The sequence below is a fragment of the Acinetobacter sp. YH12064 genome (assembly GCF_013419735.1).
In the GTDB taxonomy this organism is placed as follows: domain Bacteria; phylum Pseudomonadota; class Gammaproteobacteria; order Pseudomonadales; family Moraxellaceae; genus Acinetobacter; species Acinetobacter amyesii.
Window position 1 is genome coordinate 54,226 of sequence record NZ_VOZP01000010.1, and the last position, 21,095, is coordinate 75,320.

Annotated in this window: 24 protein-coding genes; 12 read left to right on the plus strand and 12 right to left on the minus strand. The window is 41.8% G+C overall.

Going from position 1 to position 21,095, the window contains the following annotated elements; genetic code table 11:
• Positions 1 to 135: 135 nt before the first annotated feature.
• Positions 136 to 1,848 (minus strand): electron transfer flavoprotein-ubiquinone oxidoreductase, encoded by a 1,713-nt coding sequence (locus tag FTU13_RS10775; protein WP_180108802.1) that lies wholly within the window; start codon positions 1,846 to 1,848, stop codon positions 136 to 138.
• A gap of 194 nt (positions 1,849 to 2,042) precedes the next feature.
• Here FTU13_RS10775 and FTU13_RS10780 point away from each other — a divergent pair, with 194 nt between their 5' ends.
• From FTU13_RS10780 to FTU13_RS10800, 5 genes are all read left to right on the plus strand, one after another.
• Entirely contained in the window at positions 2,043 to 2,651 is a 609-nt protein-coding gene (locus FTU13_RS10780) for a DUF1285 domain-containing protein (RefSeq protein ID WP_180128268.1), read from the plus strand.
• 48 nt (positions 2,652 to 2,699) lie between these two features.
• Positions 2,700 to 3,584: a glutamate racemase gene (murI, locus tag FTU13_RS10785; RefSeq protein WP_180024507.1), complete on the plus strand. Its 885-nt coding sequence runs from the start codon at positions 2,700 to 2,702 to the stop codon at positions 3,582 to 3,584.
• Between the two features lie 121 nt (positions 3,585 to 3,705).
• Positions 3,706 to 4,734 carry a DUF4062 domain-containing protein gene (locus tag FTU13_RS10790; protein ID WP_067764038.1) on the plus strand — a complete coding sequence of 343 codons (1,029 nt, stop codon included), beginning with the start codon at positions 3,706 to 3,708 and terminating at the stop codon, positions 4,732 to 4,734.
• 65 nt (positions 4,735 to 4,799) lie between these two features.
• Positions 4,800 to 5,822: a ferrochelatase gene (gene hemH, locus FTU13_RS10795; protein ID WP_180128270.1), complete on the plus strand. Its 1,023-nt coding sequence runs from the start codon at positions 4,800 to 4,802 to the stop codon at positions 5,820 to 5,822.
• Positions 5,823 to 5,834: 12 nt separating this feature from the next.
• Entirely contained in the window at positions 5,835 to 6,479 is a 645-nt protein-coding gene (locus tag FTU13_RS10800) for an MBL fold metallo-hydrolase (protein WP_078189772.1), read from the plus strand.
• Between the two features lie 100 nt (positions 6,480 to 6,579).
• On the opposite strand, the gene FTU13_RS10805 is transcribed toward FTU13_RS10800, so the two are convergent.
• On the minus strand, positions 6,580 to 6,765 hold the full coding sequence (locus tag FTU13_RS10805) for a DNA gyrase inhibitor YacG (RefSeq protein ID WP_067764029.1): 186 nt from the start codon (positions 6,763 to 6,765) through the stop codon (positions 6,580 to 6,582).
• 83 nt (positions 6,766 to 6,848) lie between these two features.
• Between FTU13_RS10805 and FTU13_RS10810 the strand changes: the two genes are divergently transcribed.
• The 3 genes from FTU13_RS10810 to FTU13_RS10820 all read left to right on the plus strand — a co-directional run bounded on the left by FTU13_RS10810 (position 6,849) and on the right by FTU13_RS10820 (position 9,195).
• Positions 6,849 to 7,499, plus strand: a complete 651-nt coding sequence (locus FTU13_RS10810; protein WP_180128373.1) for an SAM-dependent methyltransferase — start codon at positions 6,849 to 6,851, stop codon at positions 7,497 to 7,499.
• Between the two features lie 6 nt (positions 7,500 to 7,505).
• Entirely contained in the window at positions 7,506 to 8,711 is a 1,206-nt protein-coding gene (locus FTU13_RS10815; RefSeq protein WP_180128272.1) for a TIGR03862 family flavoprotein, read from the plus strand.
• Positions 8,712 to 8,784: 73 nt separating this feature from the next.
• Positions 8,785 to 9,195: a GFA family protein gene (locus tag FTU13_RS10820; protein ID WP_180063780.1), complete on the plus strand. Its 411-nt coding sequence runs from the start codon at positions 8,785 to 8,787 to the stop codon at positions 9,193 to 9,195.
• Between the two features lie 139 nt (positions 9,196 to 9,334).
• Here the strand turns inward: FTU13_RS10820 and FTU13_RS10825 are convergent, their stop codons facing one another.
• Both FTU13_RS10825 and FTU13_RS10830 read right to left on the minus strand, forming a co-directional pair.
• Positions 9,335 to 9,904, minus strand: coding sequence for a hypothetical protein (locus FTU13_RS10825; RefSeq protein ID WP_180128374.1), 570 nt, complete (start codon positions 9,902 to 9,904; stop codon positions 9,335 to 9,337).
• A 15-nt stretch (positions 9,905 to 9,919) separates the two neighbouring features.
• A complete protein-coding gene (locus FTU13_RS10830) occupies positions 9,920 to 10,696 on the minus strand; it encodes a class I SAM-dependent methyltransferase (protein ID WP_180128274.1) in 777 nt (258 codons plus the stop codon).
• 116 nt (positions 10,697 to 10,812) lie between these two features.
• On the opposite strand from FTU13_RS10830, the gene FTU13_RS10835 reads away from it, so the two are divergent.
• The 4 genes from FTU13_RS10835 (at position 10,813) to FTU13_RS10850 (ending at position 13,932) form a co-directional block, all read left to right on the plus strand.
• Complete coding sequence (locus FTU13_RS10835; RefSeq protein ID WP_180128376.1) at positions 10,813 to 12,084, plus strand: alpha/beta fold hydrolase; 1,272 nt, start codon at positions 10,813 to 10,815, stop codon at positions 12,082 to 12,084.
• A gap of 124 nt (positions 12,085 to 12,208) precedes the next feature.
• Complete coding sequence (locus tag FTU13_RS10840) at positions 12,209 to 12,400, plus strand: hypothetical protein (protein WP_078189765.1); 192 nt, start codon at positions 12,209 to 12,211, stop codon at positions 12,398 to 12,400.
• Between the two features lie 96 nt (positions 12,401 to 12,496).
• On the plus strand, positions 12,497 to 13,450 hold the full coding sequence (locus tag FTU13_RS10845; protein WP_180128276.1) for a 2-hydroxyacid dehydrogenase: 954 nt from the start codon (positions 12,497 to 12,499) through the stop codon (positions 13,448 to 13,450).
• A gap of 101 nt (positions 13,451 to 13,551) precedes the next feature.
• A complete protein-coding gene (locus tag FTU13_RS10850; RefSeq protein ID WP_180115917.1) occupies positions 13,552 to 13,932 on the plus strand; it encodes a hypothetical protein in 381 nt (126 codons plus the stop codon).
• An 82-nt stretch (positions 13,933 to 14,014) separates the two neighbouring features.
• Here the strand turns inward: FTU13_RS10850 and FTU13_RS10855 are convergent, their stop codons facing one another.
• From FTU13_RS10855 to glyQ, 8 genes are all read right to left on the minus strand, one after another.
• On the minus strand, positions 14,015 to 14,524 hold the full coding sequence (locus tag FTU13_RS10855; RefSeq protein ID WP_180128278.1) for a hypothetical protein: 510 nt from the start codon (positions 14,522 to 14,524) through the stop codon (positions 14,015 to 14,017).
• Between the two features lie 110 nt (positions 14,525 to 14,634).
• A complete protein-coding gene (locus FTU13_RS10860; RefSeq protein ID WP_180128378.1) occupies positions 14,635 to 15,123 on the minus strand; it encodes a hypothetical protein in 489 nt (162 codons plus the stop codon).
• 261 nt (positions 15,124 to 15,384) lie between these two features.
• Positions 15,385 to 16,032, minus strand: coding sequence for a hypothetical protein (locus tag FTU13_RS10865; RefSeq protein ID WP_180026632.1), 648 nt, complete (start codon positions 16,030 to 16,032; stop codon positions 15,385 to 15,387).
• A gap of 353 nt (positions 16,033 to 16,385) precedes the next feature.
• Positions 16,386 to 16,775 carry a hypothetical protein gene (locus FTU13_RS10870; RefSeq protein WP_180121973.1) on the minus strand — a complete coding sequence of 130 codons (390 nt, stop codon included), beginning with the start codon at positions 16,773 to 16,775 and terminating at the stop codon, positions 16,386 to 16,388.
• 106 nt (positions 16,776 to 16,881) lie between these two features.
• A complete protein-coding gene (locus tag FTU13_RS17650) occupies positions 16,882 to 17,097 on the minus strand; it encodes a DUF3060 domain-containing protein (protein WP_180128280.1) in 216 nt (71 codons plus the stop codon).
• A 303-nt stretch (positions 17,098 to 17,400) separates the two neighbouring features.
• Positions 17,401 to 17,874, minus strand: coding sequence for a hypothetical protein (locus FTU13_RS10880; RefSeq protein ID WP_180128282.1), 474 nt, complete (start codon positions 17,872 to 17,874; stop codon positions 17,401 to 17,403).
• Between the two features lie 107 nt (positions 17,875 to 17,981).
• Positions 17,982 to 20,051, minus strand: a complete 2,070-nt coding sequence (gene glyS, locus FTU13_RS10885; protein ID WP_180128284.1) for a glycine--tRNA ligase subunit beta — start codon at positions 20,049 to 20,051, stop codon at positions 17,982 to 17,984.
• A complete protein-coding gene (glyQ, locus tag FTU13_RS10890) occupies positions 20,051 to 21,034 on the minus strand; it encodes a glycine--tRNA ligase subunit alpha (RefSeq protein ID WP_067666981.1) in 984 nt (327 codons plus the stop codon). The genes glyS and glyQ overlap by 1 nt, the downstream gene beginning before the upstream one ends.
• Positions 21,035 to 21,095 lie beyond the last annotated feature (61 nt).

Sequence of the window (21,095 nt, forward strand, 5' to 3'; positions counted from 1 at the left end):
TAGATTATGAATTTTTGGTACTCAAATATTATTTATAATTTAACTATTCAAATTTGACGAATTCTAACTTTGAATAAATTATTTTAACTGAGAATAAACCCGCATTAAGCGGGTTTATTTCAATCTCAAAAGAGATTACATATTAGGATAATTAGGACCACCACCACCCTCAGGTGTTACCCAAGTAATGTTTTGAGATGGATCTTTAATATCACACGTCTTACAGTGAACACAGTTTGCCGCGTTAATTTGGAAACGCTTAGAACCGTCGTTTTCTTCCATAATTTCATAAACACCAGCAGGGCAGTAGCGCTGAGCAGGCTCATCCCATTTTGGTAAGTTCACATTTACAGGTATAGAAGCATCTGTCAGTTTCAAGTGAGCAGGCTGGTTTTCTTCATGAACGGTATTCGATACGAATACTGAAGACAAACGGTCAAATGTAATTTTACCATCTGGTTTTGGATAATTCGGTTTGAAGTTCGCAGCATCGACAGTTTTTAAAGCACTGAAATCTGGCTGTAAGTCATGTAGTGTAAATGGCACTTTAAAGATGTTTTGATCAACAAAGTTGAACGCACCACCCATCCATTGACCAAACTTATGCATAGCAGGGCCAAAGTTACGAGAGTTATATAACTCTTCTTTCAACCAACTGTTGTTGAACTTGTCTGTGTACGCAGTTAACTCTTTAGCGAAGAAGTCTTCACCTTCAGTCACACGTGCAATGGCAAGGTCACCACCTTTTTCCACACCCGCAGCAATCGCTTCAAATACAGCTTCACCGCACAGCATGCCTGATTTCATTGCTGTATGAGAGCCTTTGATTTTTGCAAAGTTTAGGAAACCTGCGTCATCACCAATTAAGCTACCGCCTGGGAATGTAAATTTAGGTAGAGAGTTGAAGCCACCTTTTACAACCGCACGTGCGCCATAAGAAATACGTTTACCACCTTCAAGATATTGCTTGATCAGTGGATGTGTTTTCCAACGCTGCATTTCCATAAATGGATACATGTGTGGATTGGTATATGATAAGTCAACGATCATACCCAACGTCACTTGGTTGTTTTCAGCGTGGTATAACCACCAACCGCCTGAAGAACCTGTTTCACTTAAAGGCCAACCTGCACCGTGCATCACCAAACCTGGCTTGTGTTTAGCAGGGTCGATTTCCCAAAGTTCTTTAATACCAATACCGTAATGTTGTGGATCGGCATCTTTATCCAAGTTGAATTTTTGGATTAAACGTTTACCTAAATGACCACGACAGCCTTCAGCAAATAATGTGTATTTCGCATGAAGTTCATAGCCAGGGGTAAAGTTGTGCGTTGGTTCGCCATCTTTACCAATACCCATGTCGCCAGTCTGAATACCTTTCACAGTCCCATCTTCATGGTAAAGAATTTCAGATGCTGCAAAGCCTGGGAAAATAGACACTTCTAATTCTTCAGCTTTAGCACCCAACCAACGAACAACGTTACCTAACGAAATAACATAGTTGCCATCGTTATGCATGGTTTTAGGCACCATCCAATGCGGTGCTTCTTGTGATTTTTCATCAGACAATAAGAAATAGGTTTTGTCTTCAGTGACAGGCACATTTAAAGGCGCACCTTGTTCTTTCCAGTCTGGGAACAATTCATTCATTGCGCGGGGTTCAAGCACAGCACCCGATAGAATATGCGCACCTACTTCGGAGCCCTTTTCCACGACACAAACGGACAGATCGTTTAGGTTATTTTCAATTGCAAGTTGACGAATTTTAATCGCAGCAGATAGGCCGGCAGGACCTGCACCGACGATAACTACGTCAAACTCCATCGATTCACGTTCGATGTGTTCCATGTAGGACTCCTCATATTTCGGAAGGTGGCATCCATTCAATTCATTTAAATGGTGCTGCCATGAGTGTTCTTAATGCCCAGACACAATTTTTCTATCGTGTCTTTGATATTGTGGGCTAGTATAGTTTTAAACCGAGTTCTAGCCAATTGGCTGAATCATATTATTTTTCCGTCACTAAGGTATTTATTAGGCGGATGAAGCAGCAATTGAACGAAAACCCGACGAAAAAAGTCATTAATAGGGATGATAGAAATTTAATGAACATTGCACAATACTTAAAAGATGGACAGTCCGGTCACAAAAGGTCAATCCCACCATTGGATCAATGGCATCCAAAGCATTGTGGTGCAATGGATCTGAAGGTTTTAGCCAATGGGGAATGGTGGCACGATGGTCAATTGATCAAACGCCAAGCGCTTATTGACTTGTTCTCGACAGTACTATGGAAAGAAGACAGCAAGTTCTATTTAAAGACCCCAGTCGAGCAAATTGAAATACAGGTGGAAGATGAGCCTTTATTTGTCAATCAGGTGGATCAAGTTGAGATAGACGCTAAAAACTATATTCAATTCACCACAACCACCCAAGACCTGATTATTGTTGATCAGGAACATCCGATTTTTATGCGTGAATATCAAGGTGAATTGCGCCCTTATGTACATGTACGTTTTGGAATTAATGCACTTATCCAGCGTGCCGCATTCTTTCATTTGGTTGAGATGGGTGAACTGCTTGAAAATGAAAAAGGTGAATCCATTTTAGTGTTACAAAGTGGTGATTTGCGCTTGCAATTAGGCACCTGAGGTTTAAGCTTTCCACCTTGTCATTCTGAACAATATATAAGTGACCCTATGACCGCCATTCACCCCATTTACCCACTGGATGTACCCATGCCGAAAGCTGGCGCAGATGCACCGATCGGTTTATTTGATTCGGGGATTGGTGGCTTATCTGTGGCCTTGGAAATTGCGCGCTATTTGCCGAATGAACGTATTGTGTATTATGCCGATACTGCACATGTACCCTATGGGCCACGTGATGATCAAAATATACGTGAATTGACTGCACATGCCATAGAGTGGTTATACCGCCAAGGCTGTAAAGTTGCTGTCGTGGCATGTAACACGGCATCTGCTTTTAGTTTGGATTATTTGCGTGAACATTATGGGGAGAACTTCCCCATTATTGGTTTAGTTCCTGCGTTAAAGCCTGCCGTTCTGCAAACAAAAAGTAAAACAGTGGCTGTTCTTGCAACACCTGCGACATTTCGTGGAAAGTTGATTAAAGATGTGATGCATCGTTTTGCTGAGCCGGCAGGGGTCAATGTTCTGACTGTTACCAGTTTGGAATTAGTACCCTTTGTAGAAGCAGGTGCGCAGATGAGTGAGGCTTGTCTTAACACATTAACTGATGTTTTACAGCCAGTTGTAAATCAAGGTGCAGATTTTTTAGTGCTTGGATGTACACATTACCCCTTTCTAAAATCGGCAATTCAGTATATTTTTGGTCAGAAGCTGACATTAATTGACTCAGGTTTTGCAGTTGCACGACAAACAGCCCGAATTTTGATTAAAAATGAGTTATTATTTGATCAGAAACGAGAAAATTGTTTGCGTATAGAATGCTATGTCAGTGGCAATAATGCGGAAAATTTAAAACCGGTTGTGGCGCGCCTGATTCAAGATGATATTTCTTGGAACATTGCCAACATCGGACTTATAAGTTCAGAAGACTAAATCAGTCATTTTGGACAACGTTAAATGAAAAAATTAGTTTTTTATTGGGGTAGTCATGTCGCATTTTCCAGCTAAGATCAATTCGATGCTGAGTGCGTTATGCAGCGGGAGAGGATCACTAATGCTCGATAAGCGTTATCAAGTATTCATTTCCACATCTGGTAGCGAAATGCAGCCAGAACGGATCATTTTGGCTCAGACGCTTGTAGGAATGGGGTTTTTCTCATGGGGGCTAGAACAACGTACACCATTGAGCACTGCTTTTGCACGTCGTCAAATTGACGATTGTGACTATGTGATGATTTTATTGGGTAGTCAATACGGTGAGCAGTCTGTGTCTGGTGTGGGCTATATGCACCTTGAATACATCTATGCGGTGACCAAGCAAAAACCTGTCATTGTGTTTATGCATGATGATCCAGATTCACGTGATGATGCGTTACATGATGCTAAACCTGAACTTCGTGAAAAATTTAAAGAATTTAGAAAACTATTACAAAATGAAGTCGATCAAGTTTTTACCTATCGTAGTTTGCGTGATTTAGAAATGGCAGTTCGATTGAACATGCCACAAATGCTAGAACGCTATCCTGTTACAGGTTGGGTGCGACCACAGAATACTCAAGCTTTACATGATGAAATTGATCGTTTAAAAGCCCAGTTAGTTCAACTCGAAACAGAGTCGGGAAAACGCGAAGTTGATCCGTTCTTATCTTTACCAAAAGTGTCGATGCATGAACTATTTTCATTTGAATACCGCATGCACGCTTATCAAGATGGTAATTTCAAAGAATTAAAAGTACAGAAGAAAATGACGTGGGCGCAGCTCTTGTCGATTTTAGGCGCAACCTTTGTTAATCCAACCCCTGAAGAATTCTTCTCTAAACGAATGAATGAGTTTTTGAATGAAACAGGTTTGGATGATGCACGTATTGAGATGCCACGTGCTCATGCGGTTGCGCGGGCACAAGTGAATATTCGTGCTTTACACAGCATTAAAAGCCAGATGCGGCAGAATGACTGGATTGTGCCCAATGGCCGAGATGATCGTCAGCGGATGTTGTGGCAAGTGACCAGTAAAGGTCAAAAATTACTAGAAAGTAATTTGCTTGATAATGATCGAGTTTTTCAATTTAAATCTGCATATTAATCTATTTTATTAAATGGATTAAAAGCTGCTACATTAGCGTCATTCAAATTGATGGAAAAAGCGTAATGTTGCCTGTCGAGAAAGCTAAAGTCACCATTATTCTGGCGAATCTAGGTACGCCTGATGCGCCAACTGTGCCCGCAGTGCGTCGTTTTCTGCAACAGTTTTTGTCGGATCAGCGGGTGATTGAAATCCCGAAACCGATTTGGCAAATCATTCTACGTTTGTTTATTTTGCCATTTCGCCCTAAACGTGTTGCACATGCTTATGACATGGTTTGGGGTAATGATTCGCCCATGCGTGAAATTTTATTTGAGCAAGTCGCCGCAGTAAAACAGCATCTCACAGCAAAATATCCAGAATTTGAACTGAATGTGATTCCGGCCATGACTTATGGTAATCCGGGGATTTCTGCCGCTTTAGCGCAATTGGCTGAGCAGCCTCAAGACCATATTCTATTATTTCCGTTGTTTCCACAGTATTCAGCAACATCGACTGCACCGCTATATGATGCGATCGCACAATGGATTCCGCAGCAACGCAATTTGCCGGGTTTGAGCATTATTCGTGACTACTATCAGCACCCGCTATTTATTCAAGCATTAGCGCAAAGTGTGCGTGATTATCAAGCTAAACATGGTGTGCCAGATAAATTATTGATGTCATTCCACGGTATTCCACAGCCTTATGCCGACAAGGGTGATCCCTATGCTGACCGTTGCCGTGTAACAGGGCACTTGGTCGCACAAGCTTTGGGTTTAAATGAAGATCAATATGAAATCAGTTTCCAATCGCGCTTTGGTAAGCAAGAATGGGTGAAACCTTATACCGATGCCACTTTGGAAGCGTGGGGCAAACAAGGCGTGAAATCGGTACAGGTTATGAGCCCTGCATTTTCAGCGGATTGTTTGGAAACGCTAGAAGAGTTGGCGCTGCAAAATGCTGAAACTTTCCAAGCTGCAGGCGGTGGTGAATATGGCTATATTCCCGCATTAAACGCGCGGGATGATCATGTCGCATTGCTCAATTTATTACTTCAAGCTAATCTTGATGCCTTAAAGCAAACATTAGCCCATTCATCGCCTTGAGGTTTTCGCCCTATGTTGCAAGTTAAAATCGTACCCGTCACGGCATTTCAACAAAACTGTTCCATTGTTTGGGACTCTGAGTCGAAAGAAGCGGTCTTGATTGATGCAGGGGGAGAGCCTGAAAAATTAAAAGCTGAAGTTGAAGCGCTTGGTTTAACGGTCAAAGCCTTGTGGTTGACGCATGGCCATTTAGACCATGCGGGTGCGGTTGGGGCATTAACCCAAGCATGGAATGTTCCGGTGATTGGCCCGCATAAAGAAGATGCATTTTGGTTGGACATGATTCAGGAAGTTTCTGCGAAATATGGTTTCCCGATCCCTGAAAATGTCCATGTGACTCAATGGTTGGAAGGCGGCGAAACCTTGAAGCTGGGTGCAGAAGAGTTTGAAGTGCGTTTTGCACCGGGGCATACACCGGGTCATGTCATGTTCTATAACGCAAAATATGCCGTGCTTTGGACGGGTGATGTGTTATTTAAAGGCTCGATAGGCCGGACAGATTTTCCACGCGGTAACCATCAACAATTACTCGACTCCATTCAGCGTGAATGTTTTAGCTTGCCGGATGACACCCAGTTTATTTCTGGGCATGGGCCAATGAGTACCATTGGCTATGAAAAGCAGCACAATCCTTTTGTTGCGGGTAAAGCTGGTTAAGCAATACGCTTTAACTTGATGGGGTAAAATAAAAAAAGGTCTACTTGGTTAGACCTTTTTTATTGGAACTTTTTTATATTTAAATCTGAGCTAAACGTATTTAGAACTGATCTTCCTCACGGCCACCATCAGCCTGAGGTGCATCTTGTGTCGGCAGACGATATTCATCATTGGCCCATGCACCGAGATCAATCAATTTACAACGATCTGAGCAGAATGGGCGGTATTCATTGTCTTCCCATGTGGTGAGTTTGCCACAGCGAGGGCAGTTCATGGTGGTTGGCATGCTTAACTCCAGCAAAAACGGATGATTCAATTAGGCAAATACAGTCGCAGTTGTTAGACTTATGCCGTTCTGTTTAGTTTGATCTGTTTATGCCTATTCGTCAATTTCAAGCGCAGCGTATGCATGCTCCCCGTGATTTTCAGTCCATTCAGCCAACTCCAATTTGTGTGGAAATTGGTGCAGGCAAAGGAAAACACGCCTTACTATTCACTGCACAACATCCTGAATTTCAGCTGATCGCAGTAGAGCGTACCCGTGAAAAATTTGTTGCGATGCAAAAACAGCATCAAATTGAAGGGCAGCAAAATCTTAGCCCTGTTCATGCAGATGCAATTCCTTGGGTTGTACATGCCTTACATCCTGCGCAAGTACAGCAATTCTTTATTCTGTATCCCAACCCTGAACCGCATAATCCTGCACAGCGCTGGTTAAATATGCCGTTTTTTGAATTTCTATTGTCGCGTTTGCAGCCGGGTGGTCAGATTACCTTGGCCAGTAATATTCCTGAATATATTGAGGAAGCGCAGCAGCAGTTAATTGATGTTTGGAAGCTACCTTTTGTCAAAGAACGCATTGCAGAGACTTCAGCACGTACACACTTTGAGATTAAATATCTAGAACGTGGTGAACTCTGTCAGCAGTTAATCATTACCAAGCCTGTAGATTACACCACACGTTTTGATGATTTTCAGCCGCTACAAGGTAAGCAACCCACCGAAGCATCTGCGGAATAATTGGGCATGACTCAGCGTATTGCAATCATTGGGGCAGGTCCTGCGGGATTGATGGCGGCGGAAGTGCTTAGCCAATTTGACTATGACATTCATGTTTATGAGCAAAAACCATCGGCAGCCCGTAAATTTTTAATGGCTGGCAAGACGGGGCTGAATATTTCGCATGCAGAACCCGTTGAACAATTTGTGCAGCGCTATGATCAAGTGGAATGGCTGAGTCCATGGGTTAAGCAGTGGGATGCAGCATGGATTCAACAATGGATGAAGGGGTTGGGCATTGAAACCTATATTGGTTCATCGGGTCGGGTCTTTCCTATTGAAATGAAAGCTGCGCCTTTGCTGCGTTCATGGTTAAAACGTCTTAGTCTAGACGGGGTACAGTTTCATTATCGACATCAAGTTTTGGACTTACAGTCCAATCAGCTGACAATTCAAAACCTTGTTGATGGATCAAATCAAGCGCTTGGCTTTGATGCGATTATTATGGCGTGTGGGGCTGTGTCTTGGTCACGTTTAGGCAGTGATGGCGCATGGCAAAAATGGCTACAGCCTGAGAGCATTGAAGCTTTTCAGGCCAGTAATGCTGGTGTGGAACGTGTTTGGTCGAAGTTCATGCAACCCGTTTTTGGACAGCCTTTAAAGCGGGTCAATGCATGGGTCGATCAAGCCGAGCCGACCCAAGGCGATATCATCATTTCACACTATGGACTGGAAAGTGGATTGATCTACAAACAAGGTCGAGCACTGCGTCAACAGGTGAAATCTGCTCAGCCCATGCAGCTAACTTTGGACTTATTGCCAGATCAAAGTGTTGAGCAATTGGCAAAGAAACTACAGCCTTCGAAGAAGCAGTCTTTAACCAATGTTTGGCGTAAAGCCGGTTTAGATGCGGCGAAAGCTGCGCTGGTCCGTGAACTGGTGGATAAATCTTTGTGGCATGAACCTGCCTTACTTGCTGCGAAAATTAAACATTTAGATATTCACCTTGATGGATTTCGCCCGATAGATGAGGCGATTAGCTGCGCAGGTGGTGTGAAGCGTTCAGTCCTAAATGATGGGTTACAATTGAAGAGCAATCCTGCAGTATTTGCTTGCGGTGAAATGTTGGATTGGGATGCGCCTACTGGAGGCTATTTACTGACAGCATGCCTTGCGACCGGTCGAGCAGCGGGTGAAGGGGTTCAAAACTATCTGGTTTCTTTGCAGAGCTAAGCGCTTCAAATTGTCACAATCTTGCTGAGGAGTTGTGATATTTTGAGATGAAATTCTTCTAAGAAAGACCACTATGCGCGTACAAGAACAATATACCGGAAGCTGCTTGTGTGGAGCGGTTTGTTATGAGATCAATGGTCCGATCGGTGAGATCATGCAATGCCATTGTTCTCGGTGCAGAAAAGCCAATGGTACGGCATTTGCGACCAATGCTCCAATAGCCAAAGCAGATTTCAAAATTGTGTCGGGTGAACAGGTATTGAAAAAGTTTCAATCTTCACCAACCACACAGCGTTGTTTTTGTGGGGAATGTGGTTCACCAATTATGAGTATTAAAACCGATACCCCGGATTACTATCGCTTACGTATAGGAACACTGGATACACCCATACAGCAAGTACCAGTCTGCCATATATTCGTCAGCTCAAAAGCAGAATGGGACAGTATTCATGATGATTTACCACAATATGCTGAACGACCATAGCGAAAATCAAGATTGAGCAATCACTTCAAGGGCATAGATGTGCCCTTGAAGTTGAGTTTATGTTGTGTCTTTTAGCTCGTGTTACCTTCTCATTCATCCATGTTGAATTTGGGTGCATAGATTGCAACAGGGTGGATGATTAGGGTTGTCGAGTTTTTTGTAGTTCAGGATATTGTTCTTGCCAATGTCCCAATTGTTCTTGAGCATGAATAAACTGACCGAGACCTTTGACACTATCACTAGGATTTTTCAACTCACCATCGGCTGTTTGATTTTTCTCACGATAAATTTGTGATTGATTGTCCCAGTACTGGTACATCAAGCCTTGAATGTAACGGCCTTGTTCAGTTTTCATTTCGAGTTCTTTGAGCATATTCAGTGCTGACTGGATGTTGTCACGCTTACGCTGTGTAGCAAATTCATCAGTGAGTTTGCCTTCCTCACGCAGTTTCATCAGCTCATCTTCCATCTCATCGCTAATTTGACTAAAGCTCTCGTCATATTGCGTCAGAAGCGTGAGGTCGTGTAGATCATCTGGGGTCTTGGCAAAGTTTTTAATAGGATCACTACTCAGCTCTTTCATGATTTGATCATCGGAACTGATTTCACTATTTTGTTCCACTGTTTTTGTTGATTTTTCACATGCAGTGAGTCCTAGCACCGTACCCATCAAGAAGACGACACTGAATTTTTTAAAAGAGATTGGCATGAGCATAATCGTGTCCTAATGTGTTTTTCTAAAGATATAGACATGCGTGATATACGGAAAATCAATGAAATCCTGTGCAGTCTTTAGGGTTGATTCAGCCACGATATTTTCAAATTGTTGTTTCAGTTTTTGTTGTTCATCCGTGTTTAACGCTGCAATAAAACTGGTGGACAATAATCGTTTGGAAACCACGTGTTCCACTGTACCATGATGCAATTGTTGAAAGGTGGTTTCGGCAATTAATTTAAATGTTTGCTGCTGTTCAAACACTTTTTGCCATTGCCCACTATGATAACGTGGTGTGTCACCTTCGAGTTCACTCAAGACATCAGCGAGTTGTTTGACCCAATTGACTTGGATATCACGCTGGTTCCAAATCAAAACAAGATCACCATTGGGAACCAAGATACGACTGATTTCATTGAGGGTTTCAGGGGTGGCAAACCAATGAAATGATTGGGCACAAAATACCGCTGCTACAGAATGATCATGCAGTGGAATCTGATCACTTTGGGCAGCTAAAGTTGCAATATGCGGATGTTTTTTATGCAATTGTTGCAGCATTTCATGCACAGGTTCGATCGCGGTGATATTTTCACTGAGTGGGCGAATATACTCGAGAAATTTGCCTGTACCTGAGCCTAAGTCCACCAGATGGGCTTGAGGGGCTAAAGCTAAATGTTGTTGTAGCCATGCACTGATTTCAATCGGGTAGTCAGGGCGGGCTTGTTGATAGAGTTCAGCTGCAGAGCTAAAGCCTTGTTGTGCGGCAGGATGTATTGAATGTGTCATATTCTGCACTTTTTAATCTGTATGGCCTCTATAAAATAGCATATTCGGAACAAGATAAACTTTGAATGCAACAAGGAAGGAAAAGCGTGACGCAACAAGGACTGGAGCAAAGTACAATGGAAAAGCACATCATTTTTGAAGATGATCAAATTCGTGTCATTTTTCAGCCCGGTAGTTCTCGTGAGCTTATTTTCTCCTTCGGTGATTTGATTACCCGTGCCAAGGGTTTGAGCATTAATGCTGAGAAGTCTTTGCAAAAATATGATTTTAATGTGATCGGTGTGATGCCGAAACAAAAATCGTGGTTTCCAGTATCGTCAATGCAACCGATGTATCAAGCCATCAAGCCGATCCTTGAACAATTTGATCTGCGTATTGCCTATGGTGGTTCCATGGGTGGCTATGCAGCCATTAAGTATGCCAATTTATTTGGTTTTCAGCGCGTGGTCAGTATGGTGCCGCAGTACTCAATAGACCCTGATGACATTGTCGATACACGCTATGGCATGTTCTTTCAACCTAATCTGCATGCCAATATGCGGGTACTTGCTGAAGACGTATCGACTACACGTGAATATATCGTGGTGTATGATCCTTATTGTCCAGAAGATCGCGCGCATTTTGAAAAACTACAGGCCTTAATTCCGCATGTGCATGTGTTGCATCTGCCGTTTACAGGGCATGATGCCATTGCGGTATTGGCGAGTTCAGAACTGTTAAATGATTTCTTGAGACATCCTTTTGATGCGCCGTATTTTTATCAAAAAATGCGTCGGGTTAAGAAAAACAGTAAATTCTACTATCGAAAAGTCATCGAAAATTTACTGACACGCCATCGAGATGCCTTGGGTGAAATTTTAAAAAGCAATTCGTTTCAGCTTGACCCTCAATTTTTTGATGCCAAACAAAAACAAACCTTATTACGGGTATTGTTTAATAACAAACAAGTCAGTGAGCAAGATCTACAAAAGTTAGGAATCACGACCTTTTTACCACAGGAAAATCGTAGCCTGCTACTCGACCAGTTTGAACATGGTTTAGTGTTTAATGTGATTAGCCAAAAAATTGAAAGCTATGCAGCTGGTGTAATTGCGCTGAATCACAAGTTTTTGATTCCTTTGCAGCCGAAGGGCACAGGCCTGGTATACGTACAAGTCCAAGATGAGCGTTACATGGTGGTGATGAATGACCGTCAGGTAATGAAATTGGTCTTAGCTCAAGATGAGCTTGCGACTGGTATGCATCCGATTTTAATGCAGAAATATGTGGGCTATTACACGCTGAACTATAAGGAACTGCGTTTGAGTAGTGATGAATTTGGTCAAGTCTTCTTTGTGGAAAATGCCGATGCATCTTGTCAGTTCGTGGTGCAACCCGAACAAATTTAAGCTCGACATTGGGTTGAAAATCCAAAGCTTGCTAATTTGTAGGAAGAGATTATGATGAGAGAAAGGCAGTATAAAAAACAATCATACTGCCCAAAACATCATAAGGAATATGAGGGGTATCAGTATGCATTCAACACAGATGCTTGCTGTATTATTCATCTTAGTGCTGACCATGGGTTCAGCCTATGCACAGGGGGTTAGTTCAAGCATACTGATTTTTAGCAGCAGTATGTTGTTGCTTACGATACTGACCATTTATGTCATACTCAAAATTCGAAATTCACTGCAACATCATCTCGATAAACCCGCGAAATAGCGGGTTTTTTATATGTTGTTCGATTGTACTTTGGTGCATCACAGGTTTTAATCATCCACAATCGAATTTTTATAATCGGCCAGAAGGGAAGCAGCCATGAAAGCGGTATTTCTAGATTATCAGTCTCTAGATAAACAGGACTTAGATTTTAGCGGACTAGAAGCACAGTTTGATGACTTGACGCTCTATCCCGTAACAACGGCTGCAGAGGTTGCTCAGCGCATACAAGAGGCTGATGTGATTATCAGCAATAAAGTACACATCAATGCTGAGCACATGCAGCTCAATCCGCAATTAAAACTGATCTTAATTTCTGCCACTGGCACCAATAACGTTGACCTTGTACACGCACAGCAACAAGGCATCGTGGTGTGTAATTGCCAAGCTTATGGCACCGCTGCGGTGGCACAGCATACCTTGATGTTAATGTTGAACTTGGCGACATCCTTTCGACAGTATGATCGGGCGGTTCAACAGGGAAATTGGCAAAAAGCGGATCAGTTCTGCTTACTGGATTTTCCAATTATTGAGTTGGCTGGTAAGACTTTGGGGATTGTCGGCTATGGCGAATTGGGGCAAGCCGTGGCCCATTTGGCTAAAGCGTTTGGCATGAAAATTATGATTGGTGCGCTCCCGAATCGCCCCATGGCGGCTGAGCGTGTGGCATTTTCTGAGATGTTAGCGCAGGTCGATTTTCTCAGTTTGCATTGTCCTTTAACAGAGGAGACCCGTGATTTACTTAATCATGAAAGCTTGGCTCAAATGAAAGCATCGGCCTTTGTGATCAATTGCGCACGAGGTGGTGTTGTCAATGAAACTGCATTAGCCGAGGCATTAAGATCAGGAAAGATTGCAGGTGCAGCAACCGATGTCTTGACAGTTGAGCCACCCAAGCAGGGTAATGTGCTGCTCGACCCAAGTATTCCAAATTTAATCATTACCCCACATAGTGCATGGGGAAGCGTCGATGCGCGACAACGCATTGTGCAGCAATTGGTGGAAAATGTAGAAGCCTTTAAAGCGGGAATGGTCATTCGGCAGGTCAATTAAAATCGAGTTTAAGGAACATTATTTTTGAACAATGCTCCATATAAATAGGGATGTCTATGCAGGTCGATCTTGCCAATAAAAAAAGTTTAAGAATTTTTTGCATGCTGATTCTCTTTACCGCATGCATTACTTGGGCATGGTACAGTTATGTACTAAATATCAGTGAAAATTATTTATTCCAGAATCCTGATTTTGAAGTTCATAAATTCATGCCGACCTTACAAGTTGTGCTGGTTTCGGTATTTTTTATTGCGCATTTCGTCTTGGCGCTTATTGATTTTTTAAATCGCTATTGGTACTGGGGGCTATGGCTGGTTGTAGTGCCTATTATTGTGGGACAGGTCTATTTTTCCGTCTTTGGAGAGGTTGCGCATATTGATCGTTTATCAGTCTGGGTTGACTATCCATTTTGCCTGTTGATGCTTATTCAAATCTGTACAGCATCGTTTGTACGTAGGCGATATCTCAAACCTGCTCCTTAATGCTTAATTTAATAGCTAAATTTGAGTTGATGAAATTCACCTATTCGCTAGGTAGATCTTAGAGAATATGTAAAGGAAGCTTCTAGCATTTTTTCAAAAATTTAGCATTGAAATGTTTTTTGATTTGCTCAAATTCAAGTGCAGTCTTGATATTGTTTGGCATCATGATTTGTAAATAACTTTTTTCAAGTTTAAAAGGCTCTTTGGTATTGGGTTCAGCGTAAAAGCCACCGTTTGGATAGGTCAGATATGTTTCATAGGCACGTATAATCTGACCTTTGTGAAAATAATAACTTGTTAGGCTTTGATAGGATTCACCAAAAACATAGAGGTTTATTTTGCATTGATCATCGAGTTGATACAGTGTCGCTTCATTGCCTTCAGTCGATTTGTATTCTTCGTCATCTAGCATCTCTAAGGTTTGTAATAATTTACCTTCAGCATCATGATTATATTGGTATGAATCGTACAATTGGGGAAAAATAGTTTGCAACTGTGGATAACTTTTCAACAATTGTGGAAAACGTTGTAAGCCAATCACAGAGCCAACGCAGAGCAGAATGCCAAGCAAGATACCAAATAAAATTCGCATTTTTTCTCATTAATTCATTATTTTTATAGGCATAGGTCAAAGACCAAAAGTATTTAATTTTTGTTTTAAAAAAGCCCAACCAAAGTTGAGCTTTTAAATGTAGTGTTAAATTATAAATCAGTCACTGGATAAGTCGTAGACGTTGAACTCGAAGGATAGCTACTTTGAGGATATTGATTGTTATTTTGCCCCGCATTGTTGCTCGGAGCCGTATTGATTGTATTGCCTGAAGACGGTTCACTCAACGACTGTTGGCTAAAGGGCGCAGGTTGGCTAGTTTTACCTGTAATATTTTCACGGGTTTGTTTCAATTTTTCATTGACGTTTTGAGTGGCTTGCTGTGCGCCCTGATCAACCTGTTGCACTGTATTTTGAGTAGCAGTTTTCGTATTGTCCCAAGCTTGGTCAACCGAAGGCTTAATTTTAGAAATTCCGCGTTCAGTCATTTCACCAATATTTTTAGCAGCACCGACCACGCCTTCTTGGGCTTTATAGGCCCACACATGCAATAAATTTGGATTATCGCCATAAGGGCTCACAGGTTTTTTCGCTTGTTGCTCAGTACTTTGCGCTGCTGTGTTATCTTGTGCCCAAAGCATGGGTGTCGTGAATATTAAGCTTAGGCATAACGTTGCTTTTAATGAAATCTTCACAGCTTCACCTCTGAATTTTATAGATTTTCTATCTGATGAATGGTTTTAACGCATTATAGGAAAAATTGCAGCGAAAAAAACTTGCCGTAGCAAAATCAATACAGCAAATGACAGCTTTGTACACGTTTGTATTTGGCTTAAGGCAAAAAAAGGCCCACCGAAGGGTGAGCCAACTCTCTGGAGGAGAGGGTATGAAAGCCAGTTTATTTATTTGTGAGCACCTAAGCTGGCTTCATGTGAGCTATGGACTTCAGCTTGTGCGACAGGCGTTTGCAACTGTACATTGCTACTGCCACTCACATTGGCTTCTTGACCTTTTTGGAAATTCGCTTTGGTTTGTTGCCATTTTTCACTGGCAAATTGGCGACCTTCCTGAGCTTTTTCACCTAAATAGCTCTTGGTTTGATCAACTTTGTTGTCGACATTGCTTTTACGTTCATCGAGTTTTGCTTTGTCTTTTGCAGCTTTTTCATCGAGCTGTGCTTTACGCTCATCAAGCTTAGCTTTATTTTGCTCAGCTTTGGCATCGATCTTGGCTTTCGCTGCATCTGATTTTTCATCTTTAGACTGTTTTAGGTCAGCCCATTTATTTTTAGCATCTTGCTTTTTGTCTGCACTGAATTCTTTGGTGTCTTGCCATTTTTCTTGGGTGAAGGTTTTGGTCTTATCGACGCCTTTCTCAATTTTGTCACCCGCTGTATGCGCAGACTGATTAATGTCTTGTTTTAGATTTTGCAGTACAGACGGTTGCTGTGTTTCAACTTTCGCATTGGCTTCTACTGCGGTGTTCGCAAATAGTGGAGTGGTTGCGAATAATGCTGCGGTGATCAGTGTTGTTTTAAATAAAGGTTTCATCTTTGCATTTGTCCTCTTTTATTGAACGCTGCTGTTGCACTCAGCATTAGCGCTTTTGGAGCAGAGGACATCTTAAGAGTAAAAAAAAGCAAAAAGTGGTTTTGTGCGATAAGTCACACAATGCAATAACAGCTCAGATACGCGGAAGTTTGAAGTGTGGAAACTTGGTTAAGTTAACGTAGTATTGTAATTTTATGAAAATACAGTGGCTTATATGTGTTTTGCGCGTTGCTGTGGTGTGGTGCTAGTTACGATTTTCATGATTAAAAATTATGGGTTTGAACGAATTATTGTTCAAGATTCAAGGAAAAAATGAAACCATACCTCCATTTTGGAGATATGGTTCTTATTATTTATTCACATTGTGTAAGCGCATCTTTTGCAAAATGACCGCGTAATGCAAGGAAGTTCTTTTGTACATCCGACGCATTTAAATCAAAATTGTGCGCTGAACTTGTACCATCTTTGGCAAAGGTTGCTGTACCACCTGAAATAAGGGTTAAGCCTTTAAATGACCATTGTTCAACCGATTTTGCTTCTTCTAAATTGCCTGTAAATTCAATCACGCATTTATCTACAAATTTAGTCAGTTTTGCTTTGTTATCTGTGGTATCTGGGTAGACATCAATGTTTTGAACTTCTTGTAATACACCTGTTTCAAGTTGTGGAATCGTTGGTGCAGATGTACATGCAGAAAGTGTTATACCCGCAAGACCAGTCAAAAGGAATGCTTTCAATTTCATAAGGTTCATTCTTGTTGAGTGTTGTTGGATTGAGTATAGGGAATTGGTGAATTATTGGCTATAGATTTAAGTCTTAAACCTAAATTCAACTTCATTCACTTAATATTTAACGTTTATAGGCCGCACTTCCTGGACCAACGGCATTGATGCTGACTTGGCGTGATGGATGGGTGCTTTTTTGATAATACACTTTCGAATTCGGCCCATAAATATTGATTTTATTGACTGATTCTACATAGACCATTGTATTTGGACCTGCAACCGTAATCATCGGGCAACTGCCTTTTAGAGTAATACGGCTATCTGGAGCAGAAATATTCACTGAGCGTCCTGCGCAATCATAACTTGCAACGGTATCGGGTGAAGAAATGCTGATTTGGGAATGAGTTATTTCCGTTCCAGCATTTGCAGAAGAAAAAGATAGAATCAATAGTCCAAAGCTAAGTAATTTTTTATTCATCTTTATTTAAAACGAGATATTGAGTGCAATGCCAGATCTTTTTCACATTGATGTATTAAGAAGTGATTTCGCTTGGTGATTTATCTAATGTTTCAAACCGTCTCATTGAATTATCAGTACGTTATCCTAAATATACAATGAAGCCTTAGCTGGTTTATTTAGCGATTAAAGTTTTGGCAAAAAGAACAACAACACAAGGCCACCCAATACTCCACCGATAATGAGCCAATCTTTCTTACGCATATCAGCAACACGAATTATTGAAAAATACAGACTGCTAAAAAATAGAAAAACAAAGACAAATAACACAAGGGGGTTATTGAATATAAATTTAGTACTGCCAAATAAAACGAAAATGGTTGTGCTCGACAACCAATACACCAAACTTAAAACAAATTTTGAAAGCGTTAAGTAACGCACAGTGCGGTCTAATCTGGGCAAAGTCACCGCAACGATGATGATTCCAATAAATCCACCCAAAACAGAAATAATCAAAAACAATAAAGCACCCATATCTGGCTTGTTTGGAATGTATGGATAAACCTTCCAAAGGTAAAAGCTGCATGCCATCAGTACTGCATGTAAGATAAAAAGATAGAGATCTGGGCGGTAAGGATGATTAGCTGTAATACTTTTCATATATTGTTCTTATCAAAAAATCCCGCTATTTCTAACAGGATTCTACCTAGATTTCAAACGGCATAAAAAAACCCGCTCTAAAGCGGGTTTTTAATGAATACTTAAACTTAGTGCTGTAACACTGAAATATCAGCCACTTTCGTAAACAAGTCACGAAGCTGTGCAAGCATACGTAAACGGTTTGCTTTTAGGTCAGCATCATCGGCCATCACCATCACACCGTCAAAGAACGCATCGACTGGCGCACGAAGTGCAGCAAGTGCAGAAAGGGCAGCGGTGTAGTCCTTCGCAGCAAATAATGGCTCAACTACAGGTGTGATTTTTGCAAGTTCAGCGAACAATGCTTTTTCAGCATCTTCAACCAAGTTCGCTTCAACCACAGCGCCTTCAGGTGCAGCTTCTTTTGCAAGAATGTTTGCAACACGCTTGTTAGCAGCGGCAAGTGCAGCAGCTTCAGGTAAGTCACGGAAATGATTTACCGCATTTACACGTTTATCAAAATCAAGTGGCGATTTTGGAGAAAGTGCTTGAACTGCTTGAATCACATCAACTGCTACGCCTTGGTCTTCATATTTCGCACGGTAACGACCTTCAAGGAATGCAACAGCATCCGCTAAAGTTTTATCGTGATCTTTCAATACATCGCCATAAGCAGCAAGTGCAAGTTTGATTAGATCTTCAATCGAAACATCTAAATCATTTTCAGTCACAAGACGCAAGATACCAATGGCAGAACGACGTAATGCAAACGGGTCTTTAGAACCTGTAGGCGCTTGACCAATACCAAAAATACCTGTCAATGTATCTAAACGGTCAGCAAGCGCAAGCGTTGTACCGGTCTTGGTTTTTGGTAAAACGTCACCTGCAAATTTAGGTAAGTATTGTTCACCTAAAGATTCAGCGACTTCATCATTTTCGCCTTCAATACGTGCGTAGTAAGTACCGGCAATACCTTGAAGCTCAGGGAATTCACCCACCAACTCAGAGGTTAAGTCGCATTTTGCAAGGAGTGCAGCTTTTTCAGCATCTGCTGGGTTTGCACCAGTGATTGCAGAAAGTGCAACAGCCAAAGTCGCGATACGTTCAGACTTGTTCCATAGGGTGCCTAATTCAGCTTGGAACACCATGTTTGCAAGTTTCTCTTTACGAGTTGCAAGCGGTTGCTTTTGGTCTTGTAAGAAGAAGAATTCAGCATCTGACAAACGTGGACGAACAACTTTTTCGTTACCTTCAATAATTTGAGACGGATCTTTCGACTCAATGTTTGAAACGGTAATGAAGTAAGGTTGAAGCTTATTGTCGCTATTCACTAAGCAAAAATATTTTTGGTTGTCCTGCATCGTGGTGATGAGTGCTTCTTGAGGCACTGCAAGGAAGCGTTCTTCAAAGCTAGCACGAAGCGCAACTGGCCATTCAACCAATGCTGTTACTTCGTCACGTAAGTCCGCAGGGACAATCGCAATGGCATTTACTTCATCAGCCAAAGCTTTGACTTGTTGGTCGATGATGGCTTGGCGCTCTTCAAAGTTTGCAATCACTTTTGCAGTACGAAGGACATCAAGATAAGCATCGGCATTTGCAAGTGTAATTGCTTCAGGAGCATGGAAACGGTGACCATAAGTCACGTTGCCTGCTTGGTGATCTTGAATGGTTGCATCAATTACATCACTGTCTTTCAACAACACAACCCATTTTACAGGACGTACAAACTCAGTACGGCTTGCCGCAGAACGCATGCGTTTTGCGATAGGTAGGTTATCTAAAGCGTGTTGTAAAATTTGCGGTAAAAGCACATCAAGGCTTTGACCTTTTACATCTTTTAAGTAGCACACTTTTTCAACTTTACCTGCTTGGAAAGTTGAAACTTGATCAACCGTAATGCCTTGACCGCGCATAAAGCCTTCAAGCGCTTTAGTCGGTTTGCCTTCGGCATCAAACGCTGCTTGTTTTGCAGGGCCGTCGAAACGTTTTTGAGTGTCGGCTTGCGCTGCATCAACATTCACAATTTTAAGTGCAAGGCGACGTGGTGCTGCATAAGCTTCAATCGCATCAAATGCAAGACCTGCGTCTTTTAAGCCTTTTAACGTTTCTGCATGTAGCGCATCACGTAATTTTTTTAAACTTTTTGGTGGAAGTTCTTCGCAGCCTAATTCGAACAATACTGTATGTTTAGACATTATTTGCTCTCCTTAGATTCTACTTTTGCTTCCGCTTCAACTTGTGCTTTTAACTGAGCTAATACTTCATCACGTAAAGCAGGTTCTGCCATCGGGAAGCCCAGCTTCGCACGCGCAGCGACATAACTTTGGGCAATCGCACGAGCCAATGTACGTACACGTAAAATATAACGTTGACGTTCAGTTACTGAAATTGCGCCACGTGCATCAAGTAAGTTAAAGCTATGCGATGCTTTAATTACTTGTTCATAGGCAGGCAGTGGAAGTTCAGCTTCCATTAAACGAGTCGCTTCAGCTTCATAGAAGTCGAATAATTCAAACATTTTTTCAACGTTGGCATATTCAAAGTTATAGGTTGATTGTTCAACTTCGTTTTGGTGGAACACGTCGCCATAAGTCACTGTACCAAACTGACCTTTCGTCCAAACCAAATCGTAAACAGAGTCTACACCTTGGAGGTACATTGCTAGACGTTCTAGACCGTAAGTGATTTCACCTGTCACAGGGTAGCACTCAACACCGCCGACTTGTTGGAAGTAAGTGAACTGAGTCACTTCCATACCGTTTAACCAAACTTCCCAACCTAAGCCCCAAGCACCCAGTGTTGGAGATTCCCAGTTGTCTTCCACGAAACGAATGTCGTGAACAAGGGTATCAATACCAATGGCTTTCAATGAATCTAAGTACAACTGTTGGATGTTGTCTGGGTTTGGTTTCAACACGACTTGGAATTGGTAGTAGTGTTGTAGGCGGTTTGGGTTCTCACCATAACGGCCATCTTTAGGACGACGAGAAGGCTGAACATAAGCAGCGTTCCAAGTTTCAGGGCCTAAAGCACGTAGGAAAGTTGCAGTGTGGAAAGTACCTGCACCCATTTCCATATCGTAAGGTTGAAGAATGACGCAGCCTTGTTCAGCCCAGTAGTTTTGTAAGGCAAGAATTAAGCCTTGGAAGGTATCAATATGCGATATGGCGCGACTCATGGTCATCCACTTAAAATTAGATAAAAATTGTGCTCAATTATAAGGATTTTGGGGGTGTGTG